General features: G+C 48.0%; 11 protein-coding genes. 6 read left to right on the plus strand and 5 right to left on the minus strand.

The features are described from left to right. Window positions 1–316 precede the first annotated feature (316 nt). Window positions 317–1,045: a LexA family transcriptional regulator gene (locus tag KN811_RS19435; RefSeq protein WP_187967694.1), complete on the minus strand. Its 729-nt coding sequence runs from the start codon at window positions 1,043–1,045 to the stop codon at window positions 317–319. A gap of 423 nt (window positions 1,046–1,468) precedes the next feature. On the opposite strand from KN811_RS19435, the gene KN811_RS19440 reads away from it, so the two are divergent. The 6 genes from KN811_RS19440 (at window position 1,469) to KN811_RS19465 (ending at window position 20,762) form a co-directional block, all read left to right on the plus strand. Continuing rightward, a complete protein-coding gene (locus KN811_RS19440) occupies window positions 1,469–1,783 on the plus strand; it encodes a TM2 domain-containing protein (protein WP_187967695.1) in 315 nt (104 codons plus the stop codon). Between the two features lie 1,051 nt (window positions 1,784–2,834). Further along, on the plus strand, window positions 2,835–5,045 hold the full coding sequence (locus KN811_RS19445) for a T9SS type B sorting domain-containing protein (RefSeq protein WP_187967696.1): 2,211 nt from the start codon (window positions 2,835–2,837) through the stop codon (window positions 5,043–5,045). Between the two features lie 4 nt (window positions 5,046–5,049). Next, entirely contained in the window at window positions 5,050–7,257 is a 2,208-nt protein-coding gene (locus KN811_RS19450; RefSeq protein WP_216334966.1) for a PorP/SprF family type IX secretion system membrane protein, read from the plus strand. Window positions 7,258–7,456: 199 nt separating this feature from the next. Further along, entirely contained in the window at window positions 7,457–18,682 is an 11,226-nt protein-coding gene (locus tag KN811_RS19455) for a T9SS type B sorting domain-containing protein (protein WP_187967442.1), read from the plus strand. A 133-nt stretch (window positions 18,683–18,815) separates the two neighbouring features. Next, the gene (locus KN811_RS19460; protein WP_187967443.1) at window positions 18,816–19,769 is read left to right on the plus strand and encodes a PorP/SprF family type IX secretion system membrane protein; all 954 of its coding nucleotides are present in this window, start codon (window positions 18,816–18,818) and stop codon (window positions 19,767–19,769) included. 174 nt (window positions 19,770–19,943) lie between these two features. Further along, window positions 19,944–20,762 (plus strand): hypothetical protein, encoded by an 819-nt coding sequence (locus KN811_RS19465; RefSeq protein WP_187967444.1) that lies wholly within the window; start codon window positions 19,944–19,946, stop codon window positions 20,760–20,762. Between the two features lie 229 nt (window positions 20,763–20,991). Here KN811_RS19465 and KN811_RS19470 read toward each other — a convergent pair whose 3' ends face one another. From KN811_RS19470 to KN811_RS19485, 4 genes are all read right to left on the minus strand, one after another. After that, window positions 20,992–22,140, minus strand: coding sequence for an alpha/beta hydrolase (locus KN811_RS19470; protein ID WP_216334968.1), 1,149 nt, complete (start codon window positions 22,138–22,140; stop codon window positions 20,992–20,994). A gap of 281 nt (window positions 22,141–22,421) precedes the next feature. Next, the gene (locus KN811_RS19475; RefSeq protein WP_187963988.1) at window positions 22,422–23,042 is read right to left on the minus strand and encodes a hypothetical protein; all 621 of its coding nucleotides are present in this window, start codon (window positions 23,040–23,042) and stop codon (window positions 22,422–22,424) included. Window positions 23,043–23,058: 16 nt separating this feature from the next. Continuing rightward, entirely contained in the window at window positions 23,059–23,610 is a 552-nt protein-coding gene (locus tag KN811_RS19480; RefSeq protein ID WP_187963989.1) for an RNA polymerase sigma factor, read from the minus strand. A 37-nt stretch (window positions 23,611–23,647) separates the two neighbouring features. Beyond that, window positions 23,648–24,358, minus strand: coding sequence for a helix-turn-helix domain-containing protein (locus KN811_RS19485; RefSeq protein ID WP_187963990.1), 711 nt, complete (start codon window positions 24,356–24,358; stop codon window positions 23,648–23,650). Window positions 24,359–24,394: the final 36 nt, after the last annotated feature.

Here is a 24,394-nt window from a genome sequence, read left to right on the forward strand (position 1 = left end):
CAGCAGAGTCCTTCAATGCCAAAATAAAAGCCTTTAGAGCACAATTTAGAGGTGTGAAGAATACTGAATTTTTCCTATTTAGACTATCCAGAATTTTTGCGTAGTCCCCAACTTTTAGGAATGATCCATCAAATACTGGATGCAGGAGCATTGGGAAGATTTGGAGCCTTTGTGTGGTCGTTACCCATCGGAAAAAGAAAAGGAAGCCGATGAACATTTCGAGGAATTGCGGAAAAAGATAAGGGAAAAGAATAAAAAAGCATAGAAATAATTATAAAGACAGTATACAGGGAAAAGCAAAAATACCCCTTGCTGTTTACCGGGGGCGATTTTCTCTTTTAGCATTTCCTATCAGGTCTAATGAAAATACAGAATTTACCTCCCAGAGTTCTATGATCTCATTTACTGTCATTTTCACTTCAGACAAGGTATTTTCCGTTTCATTGTCCCTTACGAGATGTATAACTTCCGGTTTTACCGGGTCTTTTCGGATCCTGCAAATATAAATACCTTTAATATTACTTACCAGGACATAGATCTTTCCGTTTACCAGGGTCTCTGTATCTGCATCTATATATTCTCCCACCACAAAATCACCGTCTCTCAATATGGGAAACATGGAAGCCCCCATGACCTGGAAGGCCCTGATGTTCTTACCGGAGATAAAGGGAAAATAAAATTTAGGTAAACTTTGAATAAAACTTTCCTGGTTTAGCTGGGAGACATACTGGAAATAAGAATCCCTTGTAACTACGTTAAATCCCTTTTTATCCTTTACATCGAAAGGGGTGTTCGTTCCCGACCTGTTGAAAAAGAGCTTGTGGATGTCGATACTATAAGTCTTGCATAAGGCCAATATACGGGGGTAGTCGAGTGTATTCCTTTTCTTCCAGGTAGAGATAGTATTGGGTTTTACCTCCAGGATACTCGACAGTTCTGCATTGGTCCTGACATGCAGATGTTCCTTGAGCCGTTCCAGTATGGCAGGTACCTCAAAAGAGAGGCCTCCTCCTTCCGGGGTGGCGATCCGTGGTGTTCTTTTCATGGGGTAGTTTTTTTATTTAAACAGCTCAGCAGGTAAAGGGGAGTGGAGTTGTATTTTGCTGTACCCTTGTAGGATAACAACTCCATAGTTTCAGGTATTAGCTGTGAAAATACCATTCAAATTTAATCATTTTTTGCGAAAAAACAGAGTCAGAACACATATTTACACCGTTTGAAGAAGGTTTAAAATGGAGGTTGCCAGGTGTTTCCTCCCGGGAAAGCAACGCCGTCTGCGGTGCGGATCGAATAAGTTCTAGGCAACTTTAGAACTTGTTCTACCCCGTTTTTTATGCTGAAAGTGTTGTTATGACATACCTTCGCACCGTCTTAAATGATGAAATTGTGATGATGGCAGACCTTTTTCCGGGAACCCGCAACTGGCAACCGGTACCAAAACTAACAACCCCCAAAACCGCCAAAAAGCATGCATCCGGAAAATAAAGAAACAGAAGGTTTCCCCGAAATAACGAAGAATAGTACGGAATTCACAGAAGAATGGGCTCCGGAAAACAGGAGCAAGAGGCTGTTGGCAGGGGTTCTGGCCATTCTCATAGGATTTTTGGGAATACATAAGTTTGTTTTAGGTTATATAAAAGAAGGGATCGTTCAAATCGTCTTTACAGTAGTTACTTTTGGCGCAGGAGGATTGATAAGCCTCATAGAAGGCATACTTTACCTGGCCAGATCTGATGAAGATTTTTACCGGACTTACCAGATAGGTAAGAGGAGTTGGTTTTAAAGAGGTTTAAAGCCTTAAAAAAATTCATGGGCTCCTCCTCATGTGTTAAGTGCGGAGGAGGACGGGCTGCCGTAAAAGTTTTATGGTCCTTTAGCCTTTCAGTTGCCCCCGGATGGCTTTCGGGATGAGGTTGCAGCGGTATTTTTCCTCGTTCCGGGCCTTTGGGGTGGCTGATAAGGATATGTTCGGGTTGCTGAACCGAATACTGAAAACCAAACCTGCAACAAAATAACCTTAAACTTTGAACATTAAATCTGCCACCCTGAGCCTCTCTCGATAAACTCGGGATAAACTAAAGGCGAAGGGGTTTCTGTTCTTCCTGTCAGAAAGAAGGAAAGGGTAAAGGCAAGGCAGGATGTGGGGGGACAGGGTTTCCTTAACAGGTACCTGGTCCCGTAACCCGGATCCGCATACTTTACCCGTTACCTTCTTGGTGTGCTGTGCACATTTTTTTAAGTATTGATTGTTTTCCCGGGGATAGGTATTTGTGGTGTTGTGTTTTATCTTCCCCGGGAAATATTACACTTTTCGACTTTAAACAATTTGTTTTCTTTTTCTTCACGCACCACCTCTTCAATTTTTATTTTCCAGATATCCAACGGTACAATAATCACGGGTATTGAGGGAAATACAAGTCAACCTGTTTCAATATCTGCTTTTAGGGTCACTAAACTTGGTTGTGTTGTAATTGTCTTGTTTTTAGAGTTTTAATGTGTTTTTAGGAAGAGTTCTACACCTCCGTAGAATAAGTTCTACTACAAATTAGAAATAGTTCTATACAGGTTCAGGGCAAAACTTCCCGGGCTACCAATACATTTACACCAGCAAATAAACAACATGTTTCATTAGTTGTATTTTGTAGTAATAAGGGTTAATCAAGTTGTTGGTAGCTTGCCCGGCGGATTCTTGTGTTGCTTTGGTTTACAGGTATGAATTTTTCCAGACATAATTAGACCCGCCGGGCTTTACCACACTTCCCGACCCCCCGGGACGGAAATACTGCTTTTAGGAAGCCTTCCGTTTTCCGGCCCCCAATGCCCAAATGACGCCTATGAATAAAAAATTACCACACCTCATGCATAAATACGCTTTGTTTTTGCTGCTTTACGCGGCAGGGGGGTGGTGTTTTTTATCTGCACAGACCCTGGATAGACCCAGGCTGGATTTCGACACGCCCTGTGCGTCATCCGGATATAATACTTTTAAAGTGTTCTTTTCCTGGGCTCCTGTCGGTAGTGTGATGGAAGACAATGAATTTATACTGGAACTGTCGGATGCCAACGGGGATTTTGCCAATAGCACAGAACTGGCAAGAGTGGGGGACATGAACAATACTGATACTTTCGAATTTGAATTTGGTTTCCCGGATACCACGGCAGGTGAAAAATACCGGGTCAGGGTACGTAGTACAAAACCGGAAAAATTCAGCCCTCCGAGTGATGAATTCCCTGCTTATTACCGGAAAGTGAACCAATCGCTCACCATTAATGTCATTGACGGGAATGTAGTAGGGGACGTAGAGCTTTGCGGGGGAGGGAATTACGAGCTTTCCGTACACAACTATCCGGATGAAAGTGCTTACATATGGTATAAGAACGGAGTGGCGGTCCCCGGAGAAAACGGAGCCTCATTTATGGTATCCGAAGCAGGGCAGTACTATGCCGAAGTCGATTATGGCCAATACTGTTCTTCAGATACAGCATCCAATATAGTGACGGTAACCGTGGGGGAGGCCCTCGAGGTTTCCATCAACGACGGCCTCCCCGCCAAAGAGGTCTGTCCAGGTGATAATGCCACGCTGACGGCAGATATAGATCGTGCAAACTATACATATATATGGTATAAGAACGGTGAACAGGTAGGCAATCCGGGATATCGCCCTCGGCTATCCCTGGATGCGTCCGCCCCGCAGGGAGAATACCGGGTGCGTGTAGAGACCCCGGGCGGATGTATGGCCGAGTCCAATAGCGTACAGGTGACCACCCCGGATATCTCCGTGACTACCGATAAAGGCAGCAATGTTTTATTGCTACCGGGTGAAACGGTGACCATTACCGCCTCCACAACGGCCAGCGCCCCCGAATATACCTGGTATAAGGACAATGTTCCTTTACCGGGCAACAATAACCGCGCGATCACCATTAATGAACCCGGAACATACAAAGTAAAAGTAAAACAATCTTCCGGGTGTATGGTCGAGGTCTTTTCACCCGGGACCCGGGTGGCCCGTCCGGAAAGGTTTGTAATTACGATCGATCCGGATGGCGGTTACACCCCCTGCCAGAATGCTTCGGCAACCCTTCGGTTGAGCGGAATATACGCCGAGACCGAAGATGGTACCTCCATGGATGTCTATGACGAATATAAAAATAAGTTCAATTACCAATGGTACAGGAATAACAATTATCTGGATGGCAGGACCGGGACATCCCTGACCATAGATCAGACCACAGAGAACGGCACCTATGCCCTGAAAGCCACTTATGAGGACAGCGATATCTGGTCTGACGATATAGACCTGAGATTGAGACTGGAAGAAACCGTTACCATAGAAGCCTCAGACGATATCCTTTGTGGAGGGTCGATCACTATTAATATCACCACGAATACCGGTAACACCGATTACACCTATGCCTGGTACAGGGACGGGGAAAAAATATCCGAAAATACCACTACCCTCGATATAGAAGAAGAAGGTGCATACAGGCTGGGGGTATCTGCCTACGGTTGTACCGTGTTTTCCAACGAACTTGTGATCCATCCCTTTGATGAATCGGTCATAGAAGTGGACGCCTCCGAAAGGATCATTATACCCGAAGGCACATCAAAAACCGTAACAGCTACGGGAGGAGATACTTATTTCTGGTATAACGCAGAAAACGAGTTGATCTCCGATACCGCATCCGTAGCAATAAGCGAAGAAGGCCTTTTAACGCTCAGGGCTTATGTGGGAGATTGTGAGGTAGTCCGTGAATTTACGGTCGAATACCAGGATGGTTACATCATACCCAATGTGGTAAGCCCCAATAACGACGGTATAAACGATCACTGGGTACTGCCCAACGTTTATGCCTTTAATCCAGATATAGAAGTCACCATATACAGCTCCACGGGGCAAATAGTACTTCAAACCACCGAATATCAGAATAACTGGCCGGAATCTACCATGACCTACGCCCGGAACAAGCCTGTGTTTTATTACAGGATATTGAAAGAAGGGAAGGAAGTGGTCCGCCAGGGAACCATAACCTTAATTCGCTGAAAATATGTTTAAAAAACTACCCCACATATTTTTAGCGCTATTGTTTTCTCTCTGTTGTTCCGGCCAGGAGAGCGAGCAGGCCGGTCCCGTACTATCGTTTGAAATACCGTCTCAAAATCTTTTGAGATACAACCGCTACCTGGTACACCCGGCCTTCTCCGCTCTTGGTACTGTAAACACCTACATCAGTTTTCACCACCGTAACCAGTGGGCCGATTACGACAATTCCCCCGAAGTATACCTGGCCAATTATTCCGGGAAAATAAATGAGAGAACGGGTTTTGGTATTGGTTTGTTTCAACAAAGCCTCGGAGTGATCGATAATTTCGGGCTCCTGGCCAATTATGCGTATAGCGTGCAACTGGCCGAATACAGCAGGTTGACCCTGGGCGTTAATATTTCCTATTACCGCAGCGGTATTAACTGGGGCAATGTCTTTATCCCGGATGCCGGGGACCCGGCCTTACAAAACATGGAGAACAGTTCGCTCATAGCATTTCATCCCGGGATAAACCTCAGTTTCCGCAGTTTTAATATCGGAGTGTTCGCCGAGAATATCGTAAACTTTAATCTCAAAAATTACCAATCCTATATAGAAGGAGCATCTGAAAAACGGTTTTCAGCCCATATCATGCACACCCTGAAAATGGAAATGCTGACCGGTGTTTTCGAAGATGGTGAAATGACTACCATGATACGGGGAAGAAAAACGGAAGAAGAGTTCTTTCCCTCCGCCAGCCTTATCGTCAATTTTCCCAGGCTCGGCTGGTTGCAGGTCGGTTATGACGACCTCTACGGGGCGGCCGCAGGTATCGGGTTCAATCTTACCCGTCACCTGTCTCTCGGCTATACGGTAGAAAAAGGGCTGAACGATAACATTGCCAATTTCGGAACTACACACGAGTTCGAGCTTTCTTATGCATTCAAGGCTACCGATACGCCGCGATACTACACTGCGCCCGGAAAGAAAAGACGCCCGGCCGCCAGGCCCCCAAGGCCGGAAGTCAAACCGGTGGTGAAGAAAGAAGAGAAGAAAGAAACACCGGTTAGCATACCTGCAACAGGACCGGAAAAGAACCCGGTAAAAATTGCGGCAGCCATCCCTGCTATACCGTCGGCGTTGCGCAATGAGGTACAGAAAGATAATGACAGCCTGGACACTGAACAGAAAAAAAGTGTATTGCAGCACGAACAACTGGACGAAACCCGCCTTACAGCAGCCCGTAGAAAACAGATACAGGATTCTATTGAGCAGGCCGGAAAGGTGAAAGATATGCAAATAGCTCTTTCTGAAGAAAAGGAAACGGCCAAAGATACGGCCTCCGTTGCGCAGAAGGTTGCCGAAGAAGTACCCGTAATTCAGGATAGCGAACCGGATATTGAAGACCTGCTTTTCGAAGCCGCTGCAAAACAGGAGAATATCCGTACAAAAACCGCAACCCTGGTGAATGTGGCAGACGGTTACTATATCATTGCCAATGTATTCCGGAGCGAATCCAACCTTACAAACTATATGACCAGCCTGAGGCGCAGGAAACACCGGGTCGGGTATTTTAAGAATCCCGCCAACGAGCTCAACTATGTATACGTAAAAAAATACGATACCTGGGAAGAGGCGATAAACCAGCGTAGAAAACATGCCAGGGAATTGAATAACAAGGGCGTATGGGTGTTTCGTGTAAAAAATGCCAGGACCGTACTTACCGAAACCCGGAAACCGTTTGCCGGACTCTTGACCGACAGTATTGCCGTGGTTGGGAAAAACCCGGAAGCGGATGGTGTGGCTCCGGAGCAAAAGGCAGCACTGAACCTTTCGCTTCCCGGAGGAAAAATAAGATCGTCCGTAAAGAACGCATATATCCCCGTAGACATTATAGAATCTGTCCCTGTTTTCCCCGGCTGTGAAAACCTCAGGAACAATGAAGAACGAAAAGCATGCCTGGCCAACGGGATCGACAGGGTGATACAGCGTAGATTCAGGGCGTCGGTGGCCACAGGTCTCGGATTGTCCGGGGTTCAGGGTATTTATGTAGCGTTCAAGGTAGGGGCTGACGGCGAGGTCTCGGTGATCCGTATCAAAGCACCGCATAAAAAACTCGAAGAAGAAGCGAAAAGGGTCATAGGGCATATCCCGAAAATGAGGCCCGGACGGCAGGGGAATACCCCGGTAGACGTCATGTATTCCAAAGCAATAATCATAAAAATAGAATAATAAATGAAGCCCCCATTATCAGTGAAAAGAACCGTAGTACATGTTTTAAGTATTTGCCTTAAAGTGTTTTGTACGGATAAGGATACAAAGGTCCGCTATGCTTTACCGAGATGAGAACAAACCGTTTGAAACCCCGTTTCCGGGCTTTCTGCCGGGAAAAAGTAACAGATAAAAACTCAAATAATATAATAATAGTTATATGATGAAAAATAGTACAGCTTTCAGGTCGCTTGTCCTTGTAGTGTATGTGCTGTTTGCCGGAATGTCCTTAACCTACGGGCAATTCTTAAAACCCTTTGAGGTCCGGTACGAAAACAGGGTAAGGGGAAATATGACCATGATCTCCAATAGTATCCTCAACAGGAGCGAAGGGTGGAATGGTCCGAATGATCCATACAATAGGGCCGGTAACAACGATGACATGAACATGCAGTATATCGATGTGGATAATGACGATAATACTTTTAGTTCCAGTCGCGCCTCGCTGACCATACCGGACAGCGAAGGGTGTTATAAAATAGTATATGCAGGCTTGTATTGGGCAGGGACTTACCCGTCCGATTCCCGTCATGACGATACGAGGGAGGCCATAGACCAGGTTAAATTACGCCTTCCGGGATCGGGAGGGTACATGGACATCACGGGAGAAGTGATATACGACGGCTATAATTCCCCGGACTTTGACGAAGACAACAGCCCCTATGCCTGTTATGCAGATATTACCGAATATATTGCCGCCCTGGACAATCCCGAGGGAGAATATACACTGGCCAATATCAGGGCAGGGCAGGGCAGCAAGTATTATTTCGGCGGAGGTTCGGCAGGCTGGACCATCTTTTTTGTCTATGAAGACCTGGCCCTTCAGGCAAGGTTCATTACCTCGTTCGACGGGTTTGCCGCGATTACCAGGGACGGGGAATCCAGGGTGGATATTCCTGTTTCCGGGTTCCGGACAAATCCCGTAGGGCCGGTACGCGCCAACCTGATGACCCTCGCTCTGGAAGGGGACCGAGGATTACTCAACGACAATTTTCAGTTAGATGCCGGGAGCAATGGTAATTTTCAATATATAGATGACAATCTCAATCCGGCCAACAATTTTTTTAATGGCAGAATATCGGTAAACGATGCGGAGTTCCGGGACAGAGTGCCCAACAGTAGCAACACCCTGGGATATGATGCGACCATTGTTGATATCACCGATATGATGGACAATAATGAAACGCAGGCCACCATGCGTTTCAATACCTCGCAGGATGCCTATTATCCGTTTTTCAGTGCTTTCAGCGCCGAGGTGGTGATGCCCAATATCCGGCTGGTAAAATATATCCGGGACGAAATGGGGAATGACATTTCCGACCAGGAGGTCGAGCTCGGCGGTACCATAATATACCATATAGAATTTGAGAACATAGGAAACGACAACGCCCGGGATCTTACAATCCGCGACCTGCTGCCCGTAAATGCACGAGCCGATGTAGTCATTGATGCCAGTGACGGGGTAAACTGGACTTATGACGAGGAAAAAGGAGAGGTGGTTTTCAATGTTGAAGACGAGAAAGTAAAAGCCGGAAACCCGAAGGGCTGGATAGATATTCAGGTGAGTGTTTCCACAGACTGTTCCGACTTTAACGCCGCCTGCTCCCATATCATAAAAAACCAGGCTTTTGCAACCTATACGGGGGAAGACAGTGGCGAGGTCATTACCGATGATCCCAGCCTTGGCGGAGTGGACGATTGTTATATGGGTGAGCAGGTCCCTGTCAATATCCTGGCCAATACAGCCACCTGTACTTTCGAAAGGGAAGAAACGCTCTGTGCAGGGGAACTGACCCTTACCGCAGGAGCAGGTTTTGAAACCTATACCTGGACCAACAGTGAAGGGGTCGAGGTAGGAAGTACCCAAAGTATTGTAGTGAATACTCCCGGTACCTACAAGGTTTTCAAGGAAGTGCCCGATGGCTCTACCTGCCCGGACCAGGAAGAAATAATAAACGTAGTGCTGCACGGTGGCATACAGGACAACCCCCTGCTCCCCGAAGCGGATGTGGTGGAAACCTGTACCAACGACGGTAGCGACCTGCCCAAGTTTTTCCTCTGCGGCGCCGGCGACAGGAGGTTGATCAATACGGGAATAGTGGACGTAGAAAAGATCCTTTGGGAAAAACTCGATGAAAACGCCACTTGCGGCCCGGCAGACCGGGATGCCGTATGTGCCAATAAAAACTCGGCTTGTAAATGGGATACCGTAGCCACGGGACCGCAGTATGAAATAGGGTCACATGGGAGCGGACAATACCGGATGGTAGTCTTTTACCAGGGAGGCTGTTTTTCCCGCTTCTATTTCAATGTGTATACGAACGACCTGGACCCACAGGCTGTTCTGAAAGATATAATCTGTGGAAACCCGGGAAATATTACCATAGATAACGTTCCTGCCGGCTATGAATACCGCTGGCTGAAAGACGGGGCCGAAGTAGAACCCTGGACGGATGGCAATAACAGCCTGGACGTGGAAGAGCCCGGAATATACGAAGTTGAGATCAGGCAAACAGGGGTGGAAGACGGCTGTGTGTTCCGCCTGGATAAGCTGGTCATACAACAGCGGGATATGAAGGTCAAAATAGAGGTCGACCCCGTTAGTTCCTGCGGCCCGGGAACCATCGATATAAAAGTAGAAGAAGCCGGCCCGCAATATTATTACCGGATCACAAATCAAAACGGGGATATCGAGTTTGTAAACACCGGTGCTATCGATGAGAACCGCTATGTATACGGGGAAGTCAATGATCCGAGAACCTACAAGGTCGAAGTGCGGAACGATGCCGGGTGCTTTTACGAAGAAACAGTAGAAGTAGGCGGATTGGATAAGCTGGAACTCACGGCAGAAGTGCAACAACACATTGCCTGTAACAGCACAGGAAAAATACAGGTACATTCCTCCGGAGGAAGTACGCCACACTGGTATGCCATTTACAGCATAGACGGGGCGCTTCAGAATCCCGTATATCCGGACGACTATCAAAAGGCACAGGTCTTTGATGTGGATGCAGGCGGATCGTATACGTTTGTTATGATGGACGGCAATGAATGCCCAAGCTATTCGGATGCGGTGCTCATGGAAAACTACCCGCCCCTGGAATATGAAGTTAAAAAAGAAGACATTTCCTGTTTCGGCGAAAATAGCGGCAGGATCATCGTAAATTATACACCGGCCAACGGCTTCACTTTTTCTTACCTTCTGGAAGACGGGAACGGAAATGACATTACCGAAACCTACCGGGTGGGCGATAATTTCGAAAACCTGCCCCCCGGAAGCTATACCCTTACCATTACACAATCCAGAGGGAACAACACCTGCGAAGGAGAGGTTCACAATATAACCATTACCCAGCCCGACAGTGCGCTCACAGCCACTTCCGGAGTAAGCGAAACCGTAGAATGCGATGCCGAGGAAGGCGGGCAGATCAGGGTAGTGAATGCCGAAGGCGGAACACCGCCCTACGAATACAGTTTTGACGGGGGAACTGATTATAACGGTGACAATACCGGTCATCTGCCACCCGGAGACCACAATATCTATATCCGGGATGCCAACGGATGTGTTTATACTATGAAAGTGACCGTACCCGGGCCACTTACGCCACCCACGGCAACTGTGGATATTGGAGATTATAATTGTGAAGGCCTTGCCGAAGCTACCGTAAACCTGGAAAACCAGAATCCGGACTATCAGTATTGGTATGCCATCGACGGAGTGGTCAATGTCCCTGATAGTACTTCCAATATATTTACCGGAATTGCTCCGGGCGACCACATTATTACCGTAAATTATGTTTCTCAGATCCCACCCCCGCCCAGCACGCTCATGGTAGAGACTTTTGGCGCGGGAGCAACGGTGACCACACCGTATATGAGCGACGCCTATTGTTTTGAACCGCAGACAGGTTTGGCAAATAACTGCCCTACCAATTCAGATCCTGCTATCAATGACGGAGAATATGCCGTGACCGGCCAGATAGAAAACCCGTTCAGCACCTGGCTTACACCCTCCGATCACACAGGCGATGCCGATGGCCGTATGCTGGTGGTCAATGTGGGAGATGCCGTAGGCGTAGGCGGAGTGGTCTACAGGAGGAAAGCCCGGGATATTATTCCCGGGAGAGATGTGGTAGTTTCCCTTTGGGGCCTTAACCTGCTGAGAGCGGGCACAGGTTCAACACTTGGCGATCCCAACCTGGTTATACAGCTTGTGGATGCTGGTGACAATGTCGTAGCCGAGCATGCCACTACCGATATTCCCCGGGATAATGGCTGGCATAATTTTGAAATTCCGTTAAACCCCGGGAATAATACGGAACTGGATATCGTTATACGAACCAATTCAGCGGTGATCAGTGGTAATGACATGGCACTGGACGATATTGTAGTTTATCAGGTGCCCAAACAATGCCCCGGTACGGTAGACATTCCCATAAACATAGAAGACGGGAAGGCTTTCCGGGCCAGGGTAACCGGTGTGGCCGATGCCTTTTGCTATGACGATGCCGAGACGACCATCACCTTTTCAGTAGAGAATTACAATACAGATACAGGCTATCAATATAGTGTAGATAACGGAGCCACCTGGGAGACCAGCACTACATCCCCGATGTCTGTTACCGCCCCCGTAGACACGGCCACCAATGAAGTGACCTTGTGGGTACGTTATGCCGAGGGAGAATGTGAACTGGATTTTACAAAAAGTGTAGCCGTTCCGGAAGCCGTGACGGTCACCGCCAAAGTCACTGAAGAGGCCACCTGTAATGCAGGAGCGGGGATCACGGTACAGGGCGAAGGAGGCGTGCCTCCCTACCGGTTCAGTATTGACGGAGGGGCCACCTGGAGTGAAGAAGGAACCTCCGCAGAATTTCACGACCTTACTACGGGCACCTATACGGTCCGGGTAAAAGACAGCAATTCCTGCGAAGCAGATACAGAGATAAAGATAGATGCTCCCGTGGCACTGGAATTCACAGCTACCCCTGGCAATTGCTACGAAGGGGACAACCAGGGGCAGATCATAGTGGAGGTCGGCACCGGTAATGGAGAATACCAGTTCCGGATTAACGGAGGCGCGTGGGAAACCCCGAATCCGCCTACTGCCGACTCCTATTATTTTACAGAATTGTCGTCCGGCACTTATATTATCGATGTAAAAGATGCTGCCGGATGTAAGGGAGAGCCGCAAACAGTGGTGATACACGAAGAACTGACCGCAACAGTGACCCCTACCGATATCAATTGCGCTGCCGGTACCATAGTCGTCGAGCCTTCGGGTGGCGACGGGAATTATGTCTATGCATTTATTCCCGCAGGAGGCCCGGTGACTCCCGGAGACTTTTCGGCAGCCAGTACATTTCAGGTCACCCCCGGAAATGAAGGAGATTACGACGTGTATATCAGGGACAACAACGGGGACGATGGATATTGCGAATACCTGGAAACGGTAACCATAAACCAGGCCCCGTCCCTGGATACAGAGATCATCCCCGAAGACCCGCAGTGTTTTGGAGAAACCGGGATCATCACGGTCAACATAAATTCCGGAGAAGGTCTGTATACCATAGAGATCACGGATGAAAACGGTGATGTCATAGCATCCCTTCCCAATTTTGCCAATACCACAAAACGATTCACCAATATTGAAGGAGGAACATATACGGTTACCGTTACAGACAGGTATGGATGTAAGGACGGAGATACCGTCAAAATTACGGAACCGGACGAACTTACAGCCGATCTGGAAGCCATTTTGCCGGAAGATTGTGATGTGGTCGATCCGGATGAATACGGAGTGCGCTTCACCGCATACCCGGCCTACCCCGACCTTACTGTGGAGTTTAGCGTGGATAACGGAGCCACCTGGAGTCAAAACCCCGAATTTACAGGCTATCCTTCCGGAACAAGGCTTTATCCCTCCATGCATACCATAGATGCTAATGGCGATGAGGTATGCCGTATCGATTTTGAGGAGCCTTTTGAAGTACCGTACCCACCGGTAAGCCTGGTCATAGATGCTAAAGCCGAGGCCGTGGACTGTGATTTCCAGGTTACCGTAAAAGGCTCTGAAGGAATACCCCCGTATACCTTTGCTGTGGTAGAAGGTACGGGTTCACCGGCCCCGGGAGACTGGGTTACACCCAATACCCCACCCGATACTCACGTGTTTACCCAGCTTATGCCCGGAAGGACCTACTCTTTTTATGTAAGGGACGACACTGGCTGTGTCAGAATGAATGATGTGGATATCTACGACGAATTCGATATTATAGATACCAAAGTGACCTTTGAGCGGATCCCGGCATGTTACGGGGAGGAAAACGGAGAAATTACATTTACCATAGAAGACGAAGACGGTGTACATGAAGATCGGTTACGCTGGGAATTGTTCGATATCAATGACAATCCGGTACAGAACAGTGGTGGGGCCATAACATATAATCCTCCCATGGAAGTAAATGTGGCAGGCCTGGCCCCCGGAGAGTACTACCTGGTAGTGACCGAAGTAGATGCGGGCGGAAGTGACGCCTGTTACGGAGCGAGTGAGAATGTGCTCATCCAGGAAGCCCGCCCCATCACCATCTCGGGTACGGAGAGCGAGCCCATTGCCTGTAATGCCCCCGGCTTTGTACGGATAATCGGGACTACCGGCGGATGGGGAGGCTATACCTATACCATTTCAGGAACCAACCTTACCGAAGACATCGTAAGCACGGAAAACCCGGTAAAAATACCTTACGATAAGGTCGTTGACCCTTCTCTGCCCGTAGAAGTCACCATAGCCGTAGAGGATCAGTATGGCTGTTCCGCTGAACTCGGAACCGAGGTGGTGGGTATTTCACCGGCCCCTGAGATAACAACGATTGTAACGAATAACTGTAAAGCCCCTTTCTCCCTGGAAGTCATCGCTTCCGGTGGTTCTGGAGACTATAAATACTCCCTGGACGGAGGAAACAGCTATGAAGAGAACGGAGGTATGTTCGGCAATGTGGCCCCGGGGACGTATGAAGTCATGATTATTGACGACAACGGCTGTACGGCCGGACCCGTCACGGTGGAAATATACCCGTTGTTCGAAGCGGTCGTTAAGCTCACCGATCACCTGGATTGTTCTGCCGCACCGGATGCCGAAATTACGATCACTGCTTCCGGAGGTTCCGGTAGCTACGAATATGAAGTGACCGGCAATGCTACCATCCCGAGGGCACCGCTCACCAGTAACCCCTTTACATTTACCGTAGCCGGGACCGGGGACTATGAAGTCACGGTCTATGATGTGAAGAACGGAGACCCTGTATGGACTTCGGGCGAATGTGAAGTGAAAAGCACGATCACCGTAACCGAGCCTGTAAAACCCGACTTTACGGTAAGTCCCACAGATGTTAGCTGTAACCAGGCCGAAGATGGAATGATACGGATAGTGGCCGTGGACAACGGAATCAATCCGCTTACTTACACCCTCAACCCCATGCCTGCCGGAGCAGTGCTTATGGACGACGGTAACGGGTTTGAAAACCTTCCGCCGGGAAGCTATACCGTTACCGCTACCGGGACCAATGAATGTACCACCGCCATTACCAATGTGATCATTGAACAACCGGATGCCATCATTATCCCGCCTGCGGCCGTAAGCGTCACCGAATTTGGCTGTACGTCCGGGAACAGTCCGGACGAAGCCTCCGTGATCATAGATGTAACACAGATCACCGGAGGTACGGGCACCTATGTGACCTATGAATTTATAGAAGACGCTTCGGGAGACATCGTACAGTCCGGATCCTCATCTCAATTGATCTGGACCGGTCACAGCGGGGGCAGTTTCACCATTAATGTATACGACGATGAAGGATGTGTAGGAACGGCCACAGCCATCATTCAACCTTTCGATACCCTGATAGATGCCACGGTAACAGCTACCGATGCCACCTGCGAAACCGGGGCCACAGCCTCCGTAAGGGTCAATACCACCACCGGGAATACCAATAAAATACGGTGGAGCCTCGACAATGGCGACGGTGACCCCGGAACCAACGACTGGCAGCCCTACGGTACCACAATAGATGATCTGGCCCCCGGTTCTTATGTTTTCCTGGTAAGGCATACAGATACCGGATGTATACTTCCTGTAACCTATACCGTACCCGAACCGGAAGGGTTTGAGATACATGTCGAAGTTTTAAGCGATGTAGTTTGTCCGGGCACCGAAAGCGGCAGCGTCACTTTCGGGATGACAGACAGCTCCTATTCTGGAATATTCGAATGGGAAGTGTTCCGCGCGGCCGACGGGTCTTCCGTACGTACAGGAACGCATAATACGGTAAACGGGGCAACTCCGCCGGTCAACCTGGGAGGAGGCAAATACTATGTAGAAATAAGACAGGCAGATGTTCCCAACTGTACACAAACCAGGGCCTTTGAGATAGCAGAGCCCATAGGCGGCGACATCAGGGATGAAACCGAAGTGATCGTAACGCCCATTACCTGTGTAAGAGATACCGGTACCATATACATACGGGCTTCCGGAGGCTGGGGTGGTCATACCTGTTATGTAGCCCCCGTAACAGCTCCTGCACCGGGTGAGAACGATTTTGTAGATAAGCGGGAATTTAAGGGATTAACGGCCAATGTATACCAGGTATGGGTAAAAGATGCCGGGGGATGTATGGTAGAACTCGATGAGGTAGCCCTCAACCCACCGGAAGATATCAATGCCGGTATTGTAGCCGATCCGGGTACGGAACTGCAATGTATAGGCGATACCAATATCACCTTAACTGCGATAAATGTCACCGGCGGATCGGGGAACTATCTTTACAGGCTAAACCGCTATGCGGCAGACGGTTCTCTGGAAAGTACTACGGATACTTACAGTACGCCCGGCTTTGACGGCCTCGGGGCCGGTACTTATTCCATAACCGTGGAGGACAACTGGGGCTGTACGTTCACTACGGAAACCATAAGCATAACCGCCCCCGACCCCATAGTGGCCACGCTGGAAATACAGGAAAATATCAGCTGTGAAAAGGATGCTGTGATCCGGATCTCTGCCACCGGGGGGACAGGCGGCCCGTATACATACAGTGCGGATATCGCAGGACCGTATGAAAGCGAAAACACCTTTACCGTAGGCCCGGGAACCTATGCTTTCTATGTAAAGGACGGCAGTGATTGCGATCCCGTAAAAAGTAATGAGGTTACCATAAACGAAGTTGAGGACATCGAAATAGAACTCGACCTTTCCGCAGCCAGCGTAAACTGTAACGGAGATGCCACGGGTACTATACGCGCTTCAGCTACCGGGGGACTGGGCGATTATGTCTATACCCTGCTCGACGAAAACCAGGACCCCGTTCCCGGACGTCAGAATACTTCCGGGATATTCGGCGGACTTGCTGCCGGACTGTATTATGTTCAGGTAGACAGTGGCGATTGCGGGCAAACATCCGTTCAGGTATCCGTAACACAGCCGGAACCGCTGAAGATCGAGGTCGCTAAATTCGATGTGCTTTGCCACGGCGGTAATGATGGAAGAATAGTCCTTACTACTTCCGGGGGAACGGGAACCTACAAATACGCCATTTCTCCCAATCTGGATCAGTTCGATGAAAAAGCTGAGTTCGACGGACTTTCCGCAGGAGATTACACTATAATTGCCCAGGATGCCGCAGGTTGCTATGAAGAGATCAACGTGACCATTACGGAGCCCGATGCTCTTAACGTAATATTGAGCTTTACCGAAGAAACGTGTAAAGGAGACGAAAATGCATCTGTCACAGCTGTTATTTCCGGGGGTACAGCTCCTTACTTTACCAGCCTGAACAACAGGAACAACTATGAAGAAGGCAAGCTCGAATACAACGGCCTTGCCGGCGGTGAAACTTATGTGGTCTTCGTAAAAGATGCCAACGGTTGCGAAACTTATGCTTCCGTATCCATACCGGAAGGAGTGGACATAACGCCGACAGCAGAGATTATCTATGGCAATTGTATAGATAGTTCTTTCGATAACGAGGCCACCATCAAAATTGCCGATCCGGGAGAAGTGACCAGGGTAACCTATGCCCTGGACGGTGGTATACCCCGTACCGGGAATACCTTTACAAACCTGACTCCCGGCCCGCATACCGTAGAAGTTGTTCATACTAACGGATGCACCAGGCATGTGGATTTTGAGATCGAAGAAAGGGAGCCGCTGGAAAGCGTAGAGGTTACAAGCGTTACCCATGTGGATTGCCATGGAGAAGAAACGGGTAGCATTACCCTCCGGGCCACCGGGGGCGTAGGGACCATAGAATATGCTATTCTCGGTATTGACAAATATCAATCGTCCAATGTATTCCGTGAGCTGCCCGCAGGCACCTATACGATCGTGGCTCGCGATGAAGCCCGCTGTACGGTAACCACAGAAGTGGAGATCGGAGAACCCGCACAACCCATCAGGGTGCAGGTGGTGAGCAGGAACGAAGAGATATGCGAAGGAGATGCCGATGCTTCCGTAGAGATCAGCGTTTCCGGAGGTACCCCTCCGTATGCCACCAGCCTGAATAACAGAAACAATTTTGTGAACGACCGTTTCCTGTATACCGGCTTGTCCGGAGGCAGAACCCATATTGTCTATGTAAGGGATGCCAAAGGATGTGAGTATGTCACATCTGTGAAATTCAGCGTTCCGGTGATCATTCAGCCAAAAGTGGATATAAATTACGGATGTGAAGGTTCATATTCCACGAATAGCGTAACCGTAAGTGTGGATAAAGACGTTGTGAACGACGTACTCTATAAACTGGACGGTGCTCCCGGTCAGCTGGACAATACCTTTACCGACCTTGCTCCCGGCCACCATACCATAGAGGTCATTCATGCCAATGGCTGTACCAGGCCGGTATCCTTTATCATAGAAGATATACGACCGTTACGACTGAGGTTAGAGGTAAGCAATCTCAACCAGATCAGGGCCATAGCTTCCGGTGGAGCAGGAGGGTACAGATATTATATCGCCGGGGTGAACCTGGGTGAAAAGAATACCTATTACATCAATCACACCGCTGTTTATACCGCAACGGTGGTGGATGCCAACGGTTGTAAGGCCACCGCCTCCATAAGTATGGAATTCATAGACATAGAGATCCCGAATGTGTTTACTCCCAATGGTGATGGCTACGACGATACCTGGAGGATACGCAATTCTGAAGGTTATCCTGATATGAAGGTCATTATATACGATCGCTACGGAAGGGAACTGGCCAGATTGCCCCAGGGAATTGGCTGGGACGGGATCTACAATGGAACCCTGTTGCCAACGGGAGATTACTGGTATACCCTGAAGCTGAACGGAGAGAATGACGACAGGGAGTTTGTAGGCCACTTTACGCTATACAGGTAAACCGGAAAACAAGGAAAAGCTGCCTGCCTCCGAAACGCCGATCCGCCCTTTTACGCAGTTTAGGGCCGGTCAGGACCAGGAGGCGGGCCGGCTTAAAAAAATGTAAAAACTCGGATTCAAACAAACAGGTCTGATGAAAAAAAATCTATGCATACTGGCTATTCTTTTTATGGTAAAAATCGATGCCCAGGAACTGGCCCTGCCGGTATATACCCAATACCTGGCGGATAGCGAATTTGTAATATCCCCCACTTATGCAGGTATTGGCGAGTATATCCGCATACGGGCCAACGGCGTAACCCAGTGGGTAGGTATAAAAGACTCACCCAACACACAGTCCCTTGCCGGGGATGTGCGCCTGGGGCTGCGCTCCGGAGTAGGGATCGTGGCATTTAACGACAAAAACGGCTATACCGGGCAATACGGGGGCAGGTTGTCCTATGCCCACCACCTTACCATCGATCCCTATGAAAATAATTTTCTCTCTTTCGGGCTTTCATACAATTTTAACCAGTTTAGGATAGATGTTTCCGAGTTAGATCCCGGCGATCCGGGAATAACCGACAACAGGCTGGTAAACAACCACAATTTCGATGTGGGAGTGCTCTATCGGTACAGGAGGTTCTATATCAGCCTCAATGCCGCCAATATCCTGAACAAACGTATCGACAATTTTGCCGTGACCGAGCCCAATATACTGCGAAACTATTTCGTGTATGCAGGCTATCGGTTCCGCAAAAACAAACGGAGTGATTTTGAAATAGAGCCCTCTGTTTACTTCCAGATCTTCGAAAATGACGGACGTTCCAGTACAGATTTCAACATCAAGTTCAGGAAATACGATTTTGAAGATTATTACTGGGCCGGTATCTCCTATCGCTTTCTCAACGACCAGATACTGGACCCTCTCAATATCGGGCCTATGGCCGGAATAAAGATAAGTAACTTTTATGCCGCTTATTCCTACCAGGTATCCCTCAATTCCATTTCGGTCTACAACAGTGGGACTCATATGGTTACCCTGGGGTTAGATATTTTTCAGGGGATAGGGGAGTGTAAATGTACGCTGAAAACAGGGGGGTGGTAGATCAGTGGATAGATTTGGCTTGAAGGGAGAAACCCCCCTGTGTCCCCCCTCAAGGGGGGATGAATTTCTCTTCAAAAAGATATAAAGCTCCCCCCTTGAGGGGGGACACAGGGGGGTGTAACCCGCGTAACCAAACATCCAAAAAAACAAAAACCCAAAAACCCAAAAAACCAAATGAAACAAATTTTCTGCATATTTTTCTTAATGTCATCTGTTTTTGCTTTTGCCGATTGTATAACCCTCTATTCATCGGTGACCTATGCTTTTTCCCATAGCGGAAGATCTCTCAAGGCCGATAATTTCGATCACCAGCGCTATTATGCCAAACGGGCCCTGAGGTCTCTGGAAAAGGCAGAAGAGCAGATGGGGAGCTGTGATTGCGCAAAGATCAATGACATTATGTACGATGTCCGGGAAAACCTGGAAAGGGCCATTGATCCAGATGACTGGGATACGGGCCGTTTTTACGTCAAAAAGGCCCGGGAATATCTCAGTGAAACCATGACAGCCCTGGACGTATGTGCTGCAGATACCGACCCTGTTCCCGCATCCGTACCGGAGGAGGAAAAGGAAAGCGACTATAACGATAAGAAAATGACAGGAGAAAATCCGGTAACCCTTGCCGAAAAACAGCAGGCGCTGAAAAAAGAACAGGAAGCCCTGATAGCCAAACAGAAGAAACTGGAAAGACAGCTCGAAGAACAGCGCCGTATAGAACAGCAACTGGCAGCAGCCCGGCAACAGGAGCTGGAAGCTCAGAAAGCGCTGAAGGTAAAGGCCGAAATAGGGCTCTACAAGATGGAAAGCGCTGCGATGGAGCTGATCAGTGCCTTTAACTGTGAGAAAGAATTTGCCATAACAGAAGCATACAAAAGAGGCGATGAAGTGCTCGAAGAAGAAAGCCTCGAAGAAACCCGGGAATTTTATAAACACAAATTCCGGGAAGTGATGGAAAGAATGGAGAAGAAACTCGAAGAATGTAACATTGACTGATCTTGTGATCTATTCCAGGAAGCAGGCCTGAAAAGTCCAATCCCTCGTCATGCTGATTTCAGCATCCCATCCCCCCGATCAGACTATCATTACAAACTCTGCACCCTGTACCGGATCTATTTCAGTACAGGGTGCAGATTGATGTAAAACTTACTTTTTCGGTATCCCTTAGCTGCAACAAATATGTTGTGGCTTCTACAATACAGCAAAAGGAATACTTTTAAGGGCATTACCAACCCATATCCTGCTTAATGTTAAAGATCCTTTCCTGGATCATGTCTTTGGTCAGGAAATCGATCTCTCCCATCAGGAAGGCCTTTTCGTAGACCCGCATGGCCTTTTTGGTATTGCCGCTCTTCTCGTGAAATTCCGCTTCGAAGAAATAACCCAGCATAGAGTCGGGAAATTCCTTTTTTCCCAGCCCGGCCAGGCTTTCCAGGGAAGTAAGGTCCTCCTTTTCCAGGCAGGCCGAATAAACGGCCATAATATCGTTGAGCCGTATTTTTTTGTCTACATGATAGGTGTCCCGGATCGAACGGTATTTGTTTTCCAGGTAATTGTATACCGGGCCGTCCCCGTAAGACAGTATATCTTTTGCATATTCCTGCGGAGTAATGGGCTGATAAAGGTTGAAAATATGATATAACGACCGTGGTATGGCATATGTGGCCACCGTATAAGTATCCGAATCCTTAACAGCCCGGAAATGGTAATGAAACCAATCATTGTCTATGGCTTCCAGGGCGTGGTGAAGCGTTTCGATACGCGCCGCATCGTCCGGGTCGCGGTTGGTATCTGCAGCGATGAGACAATAGAATTTCGGTGCTGTAAGCGTGGATAACCTGCTGGTAAGGTAATCGTCCACATTAGGGGCAAAGTCGGGTTCTATATTGATGTATGCATCAAATATGGGCTTGTCCTTGAACAGGTAATAATTGATGAAATTGGCCGTAAGCCCGTGCCCGACAATGATGTTAAAGTCAGCAAGGTTGTATTGTTCTGCCAGGGAAGGAAGCAATTCCATTCCGATGAACTCAAAAAAATTGTTCCCTTTGCCTTTCGGAAACCCCGTATCATCGTTATAATTGCAATCACTGAGCCGGCTGTCTTCCTGCCGGATCCCCAGGACGATACTTTCGGGCATTTCGTCGTTGTAATTAAAAAACCTGGAAGCCGCTGTTACCACATCAAAGAGATAGTCGGCATCCAGGACCACAATAAGTGGATATTTTTTCTTCGCGTCGTAATCGTCGGGAATATAGTACACGATCTCCCGGTCTTCCCCGAGCTTTTTCGAGCTAAAGGTCGTTTCTTTGACCTGGGCAGATAAGTGCAAGGTGAATAGAAAACCCATGCAGGCGAAAAAGATGCATTTCATTCCAGTGAGATTTAAAATTGATTTGTATTTCATGTTGTTTTCCTTTTATGAAGGGACCGGTAATATGTCGGTACCCCTCAAACGCTGTCAGTGATAAGCTGTTCAAAGATTGCACCGAGCCTTAATACATAAAAAACAAGCACTATACGAATTGTAAATGCTTGTTTTGTACGATAAATATTAAAGATCGAATTGTTGTATGTCGATAACAGGTTCCCGAGCTCTTCGGCTTTAATTTATCCTGAATTTACCGAAGGGCTTAGTACAGGCTTCGCCTAGGATTAGTCTTCTATGATCTTTTTCCGCTTGCCATCCTTGTACAGGGCCACAAAAGCATCGTCAAAGCCCATGCCTGTCAGTTCCCTTTTCAGGGTGCGGGCATCGTCAGGATTGTCGAATATGCCTATACAGAAGGCATAGAACAAATTGTTGTTCTGGGCATAAATAAAATTGGTGTTGGACTGGAGTGGGATCTGATCCGTTTCAAAAGCCCTTATCTGCACGGTATAAACAGAATCCCTGGACACGGTGTCCGGGACCGGAAGTGTGCTGGCTTCATCCAGGTCCTTGCGGAGGCCTTTGTTCTCGCTTTCCAGGCTGGCGACCCGCTCCTTTAATATGGAAGTGCTGTCGACACTCTTGAGCAAAAGCGAGTTTTTTTCATAGCAGGAGGCGTAAGACGCTTCCATGGCCGTAAGCTCGGAATTAAAGTAGAAAGCAAACCCGATGATGGCCAGGCAGAGGGCCGAAGTGATCCCCCAGGCCGTATTCTTCATCTTTACACTTTTGTCATAACTGTTGTTCTTGCTGCTTATCTGGTCCAGCAACTTCTTGTTGCTCTCCTGCTCCCGTTCTATCTTCTTGTGCAGGGCTACCAGGTCTTCTTCTTCGATATAAGGCATATTCGATGTGGTTTGGTTATATGGAAATATTGTTTCGTTTGGCGATCTTGCGGAGATTGGTCAGGGCATATCGCATGCGTCCGAGCGAAGTGTTGATGTTCACCCCCATCTCTTCCGATATTTCCTTAAAGGTCATATCCCTGTATATCCGCATGATGATCACATCCTGCTGGTCCGGCGGAAGTTCTTTGATCAGTTTTTTTACACGGGTTTCCGTCTGCTGCTTGATGAGGTATTTTTCCGCATCGAGCGAAGCATCCTCTATCCCGGATATAAGGTTGAAGTCTTCGAAATATCGGAAAATACGCTTTTTCTGATTCTGCCTGAAATGGTCTATGACCAGGTTGTGCGCAATACGCATCACCCACGACAGGAACTTGCCTTCCTCGCTGTAATGCCCTTTTTTCAGTGTCTTTACTACCTTGATAAAGGTGTCCTGGAAGATGTCTTCCGTGATGTCCTTATCGAGTACCTTGGAAAAAATGAAATTGTAGATTTTTTGAGAGTGCCGGGTTATGAATACTTCTATGATCTTATCGTGTTCAGATACTAAACTTTTTACTTCCATTCTGGGGCAAATTTTCGGTCTTTGGGGTCACAATATATTAATGGTCTCGCTTTATGTTGTCCAGGGCCAGGGTGCTGGTTACGCCCCATGCCTCCGCAACCTCTTCGATGGGCATAACAATATTGTTGGAAAAATTTTCATTGTCGTTTAACAGATTGAGTATATAAGGGTTGTTCGGGTCTTTCGTTACCCTGTTGATATGGATTCCCCGGAGCTTGCTGATAAGGACACATATGGTGTTGTCTTCGATCTTTTCACGGTCACTGATCTTTTCGCCGATGACATAAGCCCCTTCCTTAAGCGTGGGCGACATGGATATGCCCGCCATCTGAAAAGCTCTCGTATCGGGGGAGGAAAAAGAAAAAGGAAGCGAACATTTGGGCATTTTATCCAGGAATTCTTCCTTGTGATAATTGGAGACATACTGATATTGTGCCTCTATCGGTACAGCCAGGATGCTTTGAACCGATCTGTTCCGGGTATATGCTGTGGAAAACAGTGCATTCAGGTCAATATCCAGCATGTTGCATATGGAAATGATGAGTTCGTAATCCAGGCTGTTCCTCCTCTTCCATGTAGAAATGGTATTGGGCTTAACATCCAGTACCCTGGACAACTCGATGTTGGTCTGTATGCCCAGGTGGTTCTTTAACTTCTTTAACAGAAGTGTTACGTCTACGGCGCAATCCCTTTTCAGGGTGATGGCGGGACTGCTTTCTTTAGTTGTTTCGATTGTATTATATTTCATGATTAAGAGAATTTTTAGATACTCACAAATTGTCCA

It is taken from the genome of Sinomicrobium weinanense, from assembly GCF_018863395.1.
Lineage (GTDB): Bacteria > Bacteroidota > Bacteroidia > Flavobacteriales > Flavobacteriaceae > Sinomicrobium > Sinomicrobium weinanense.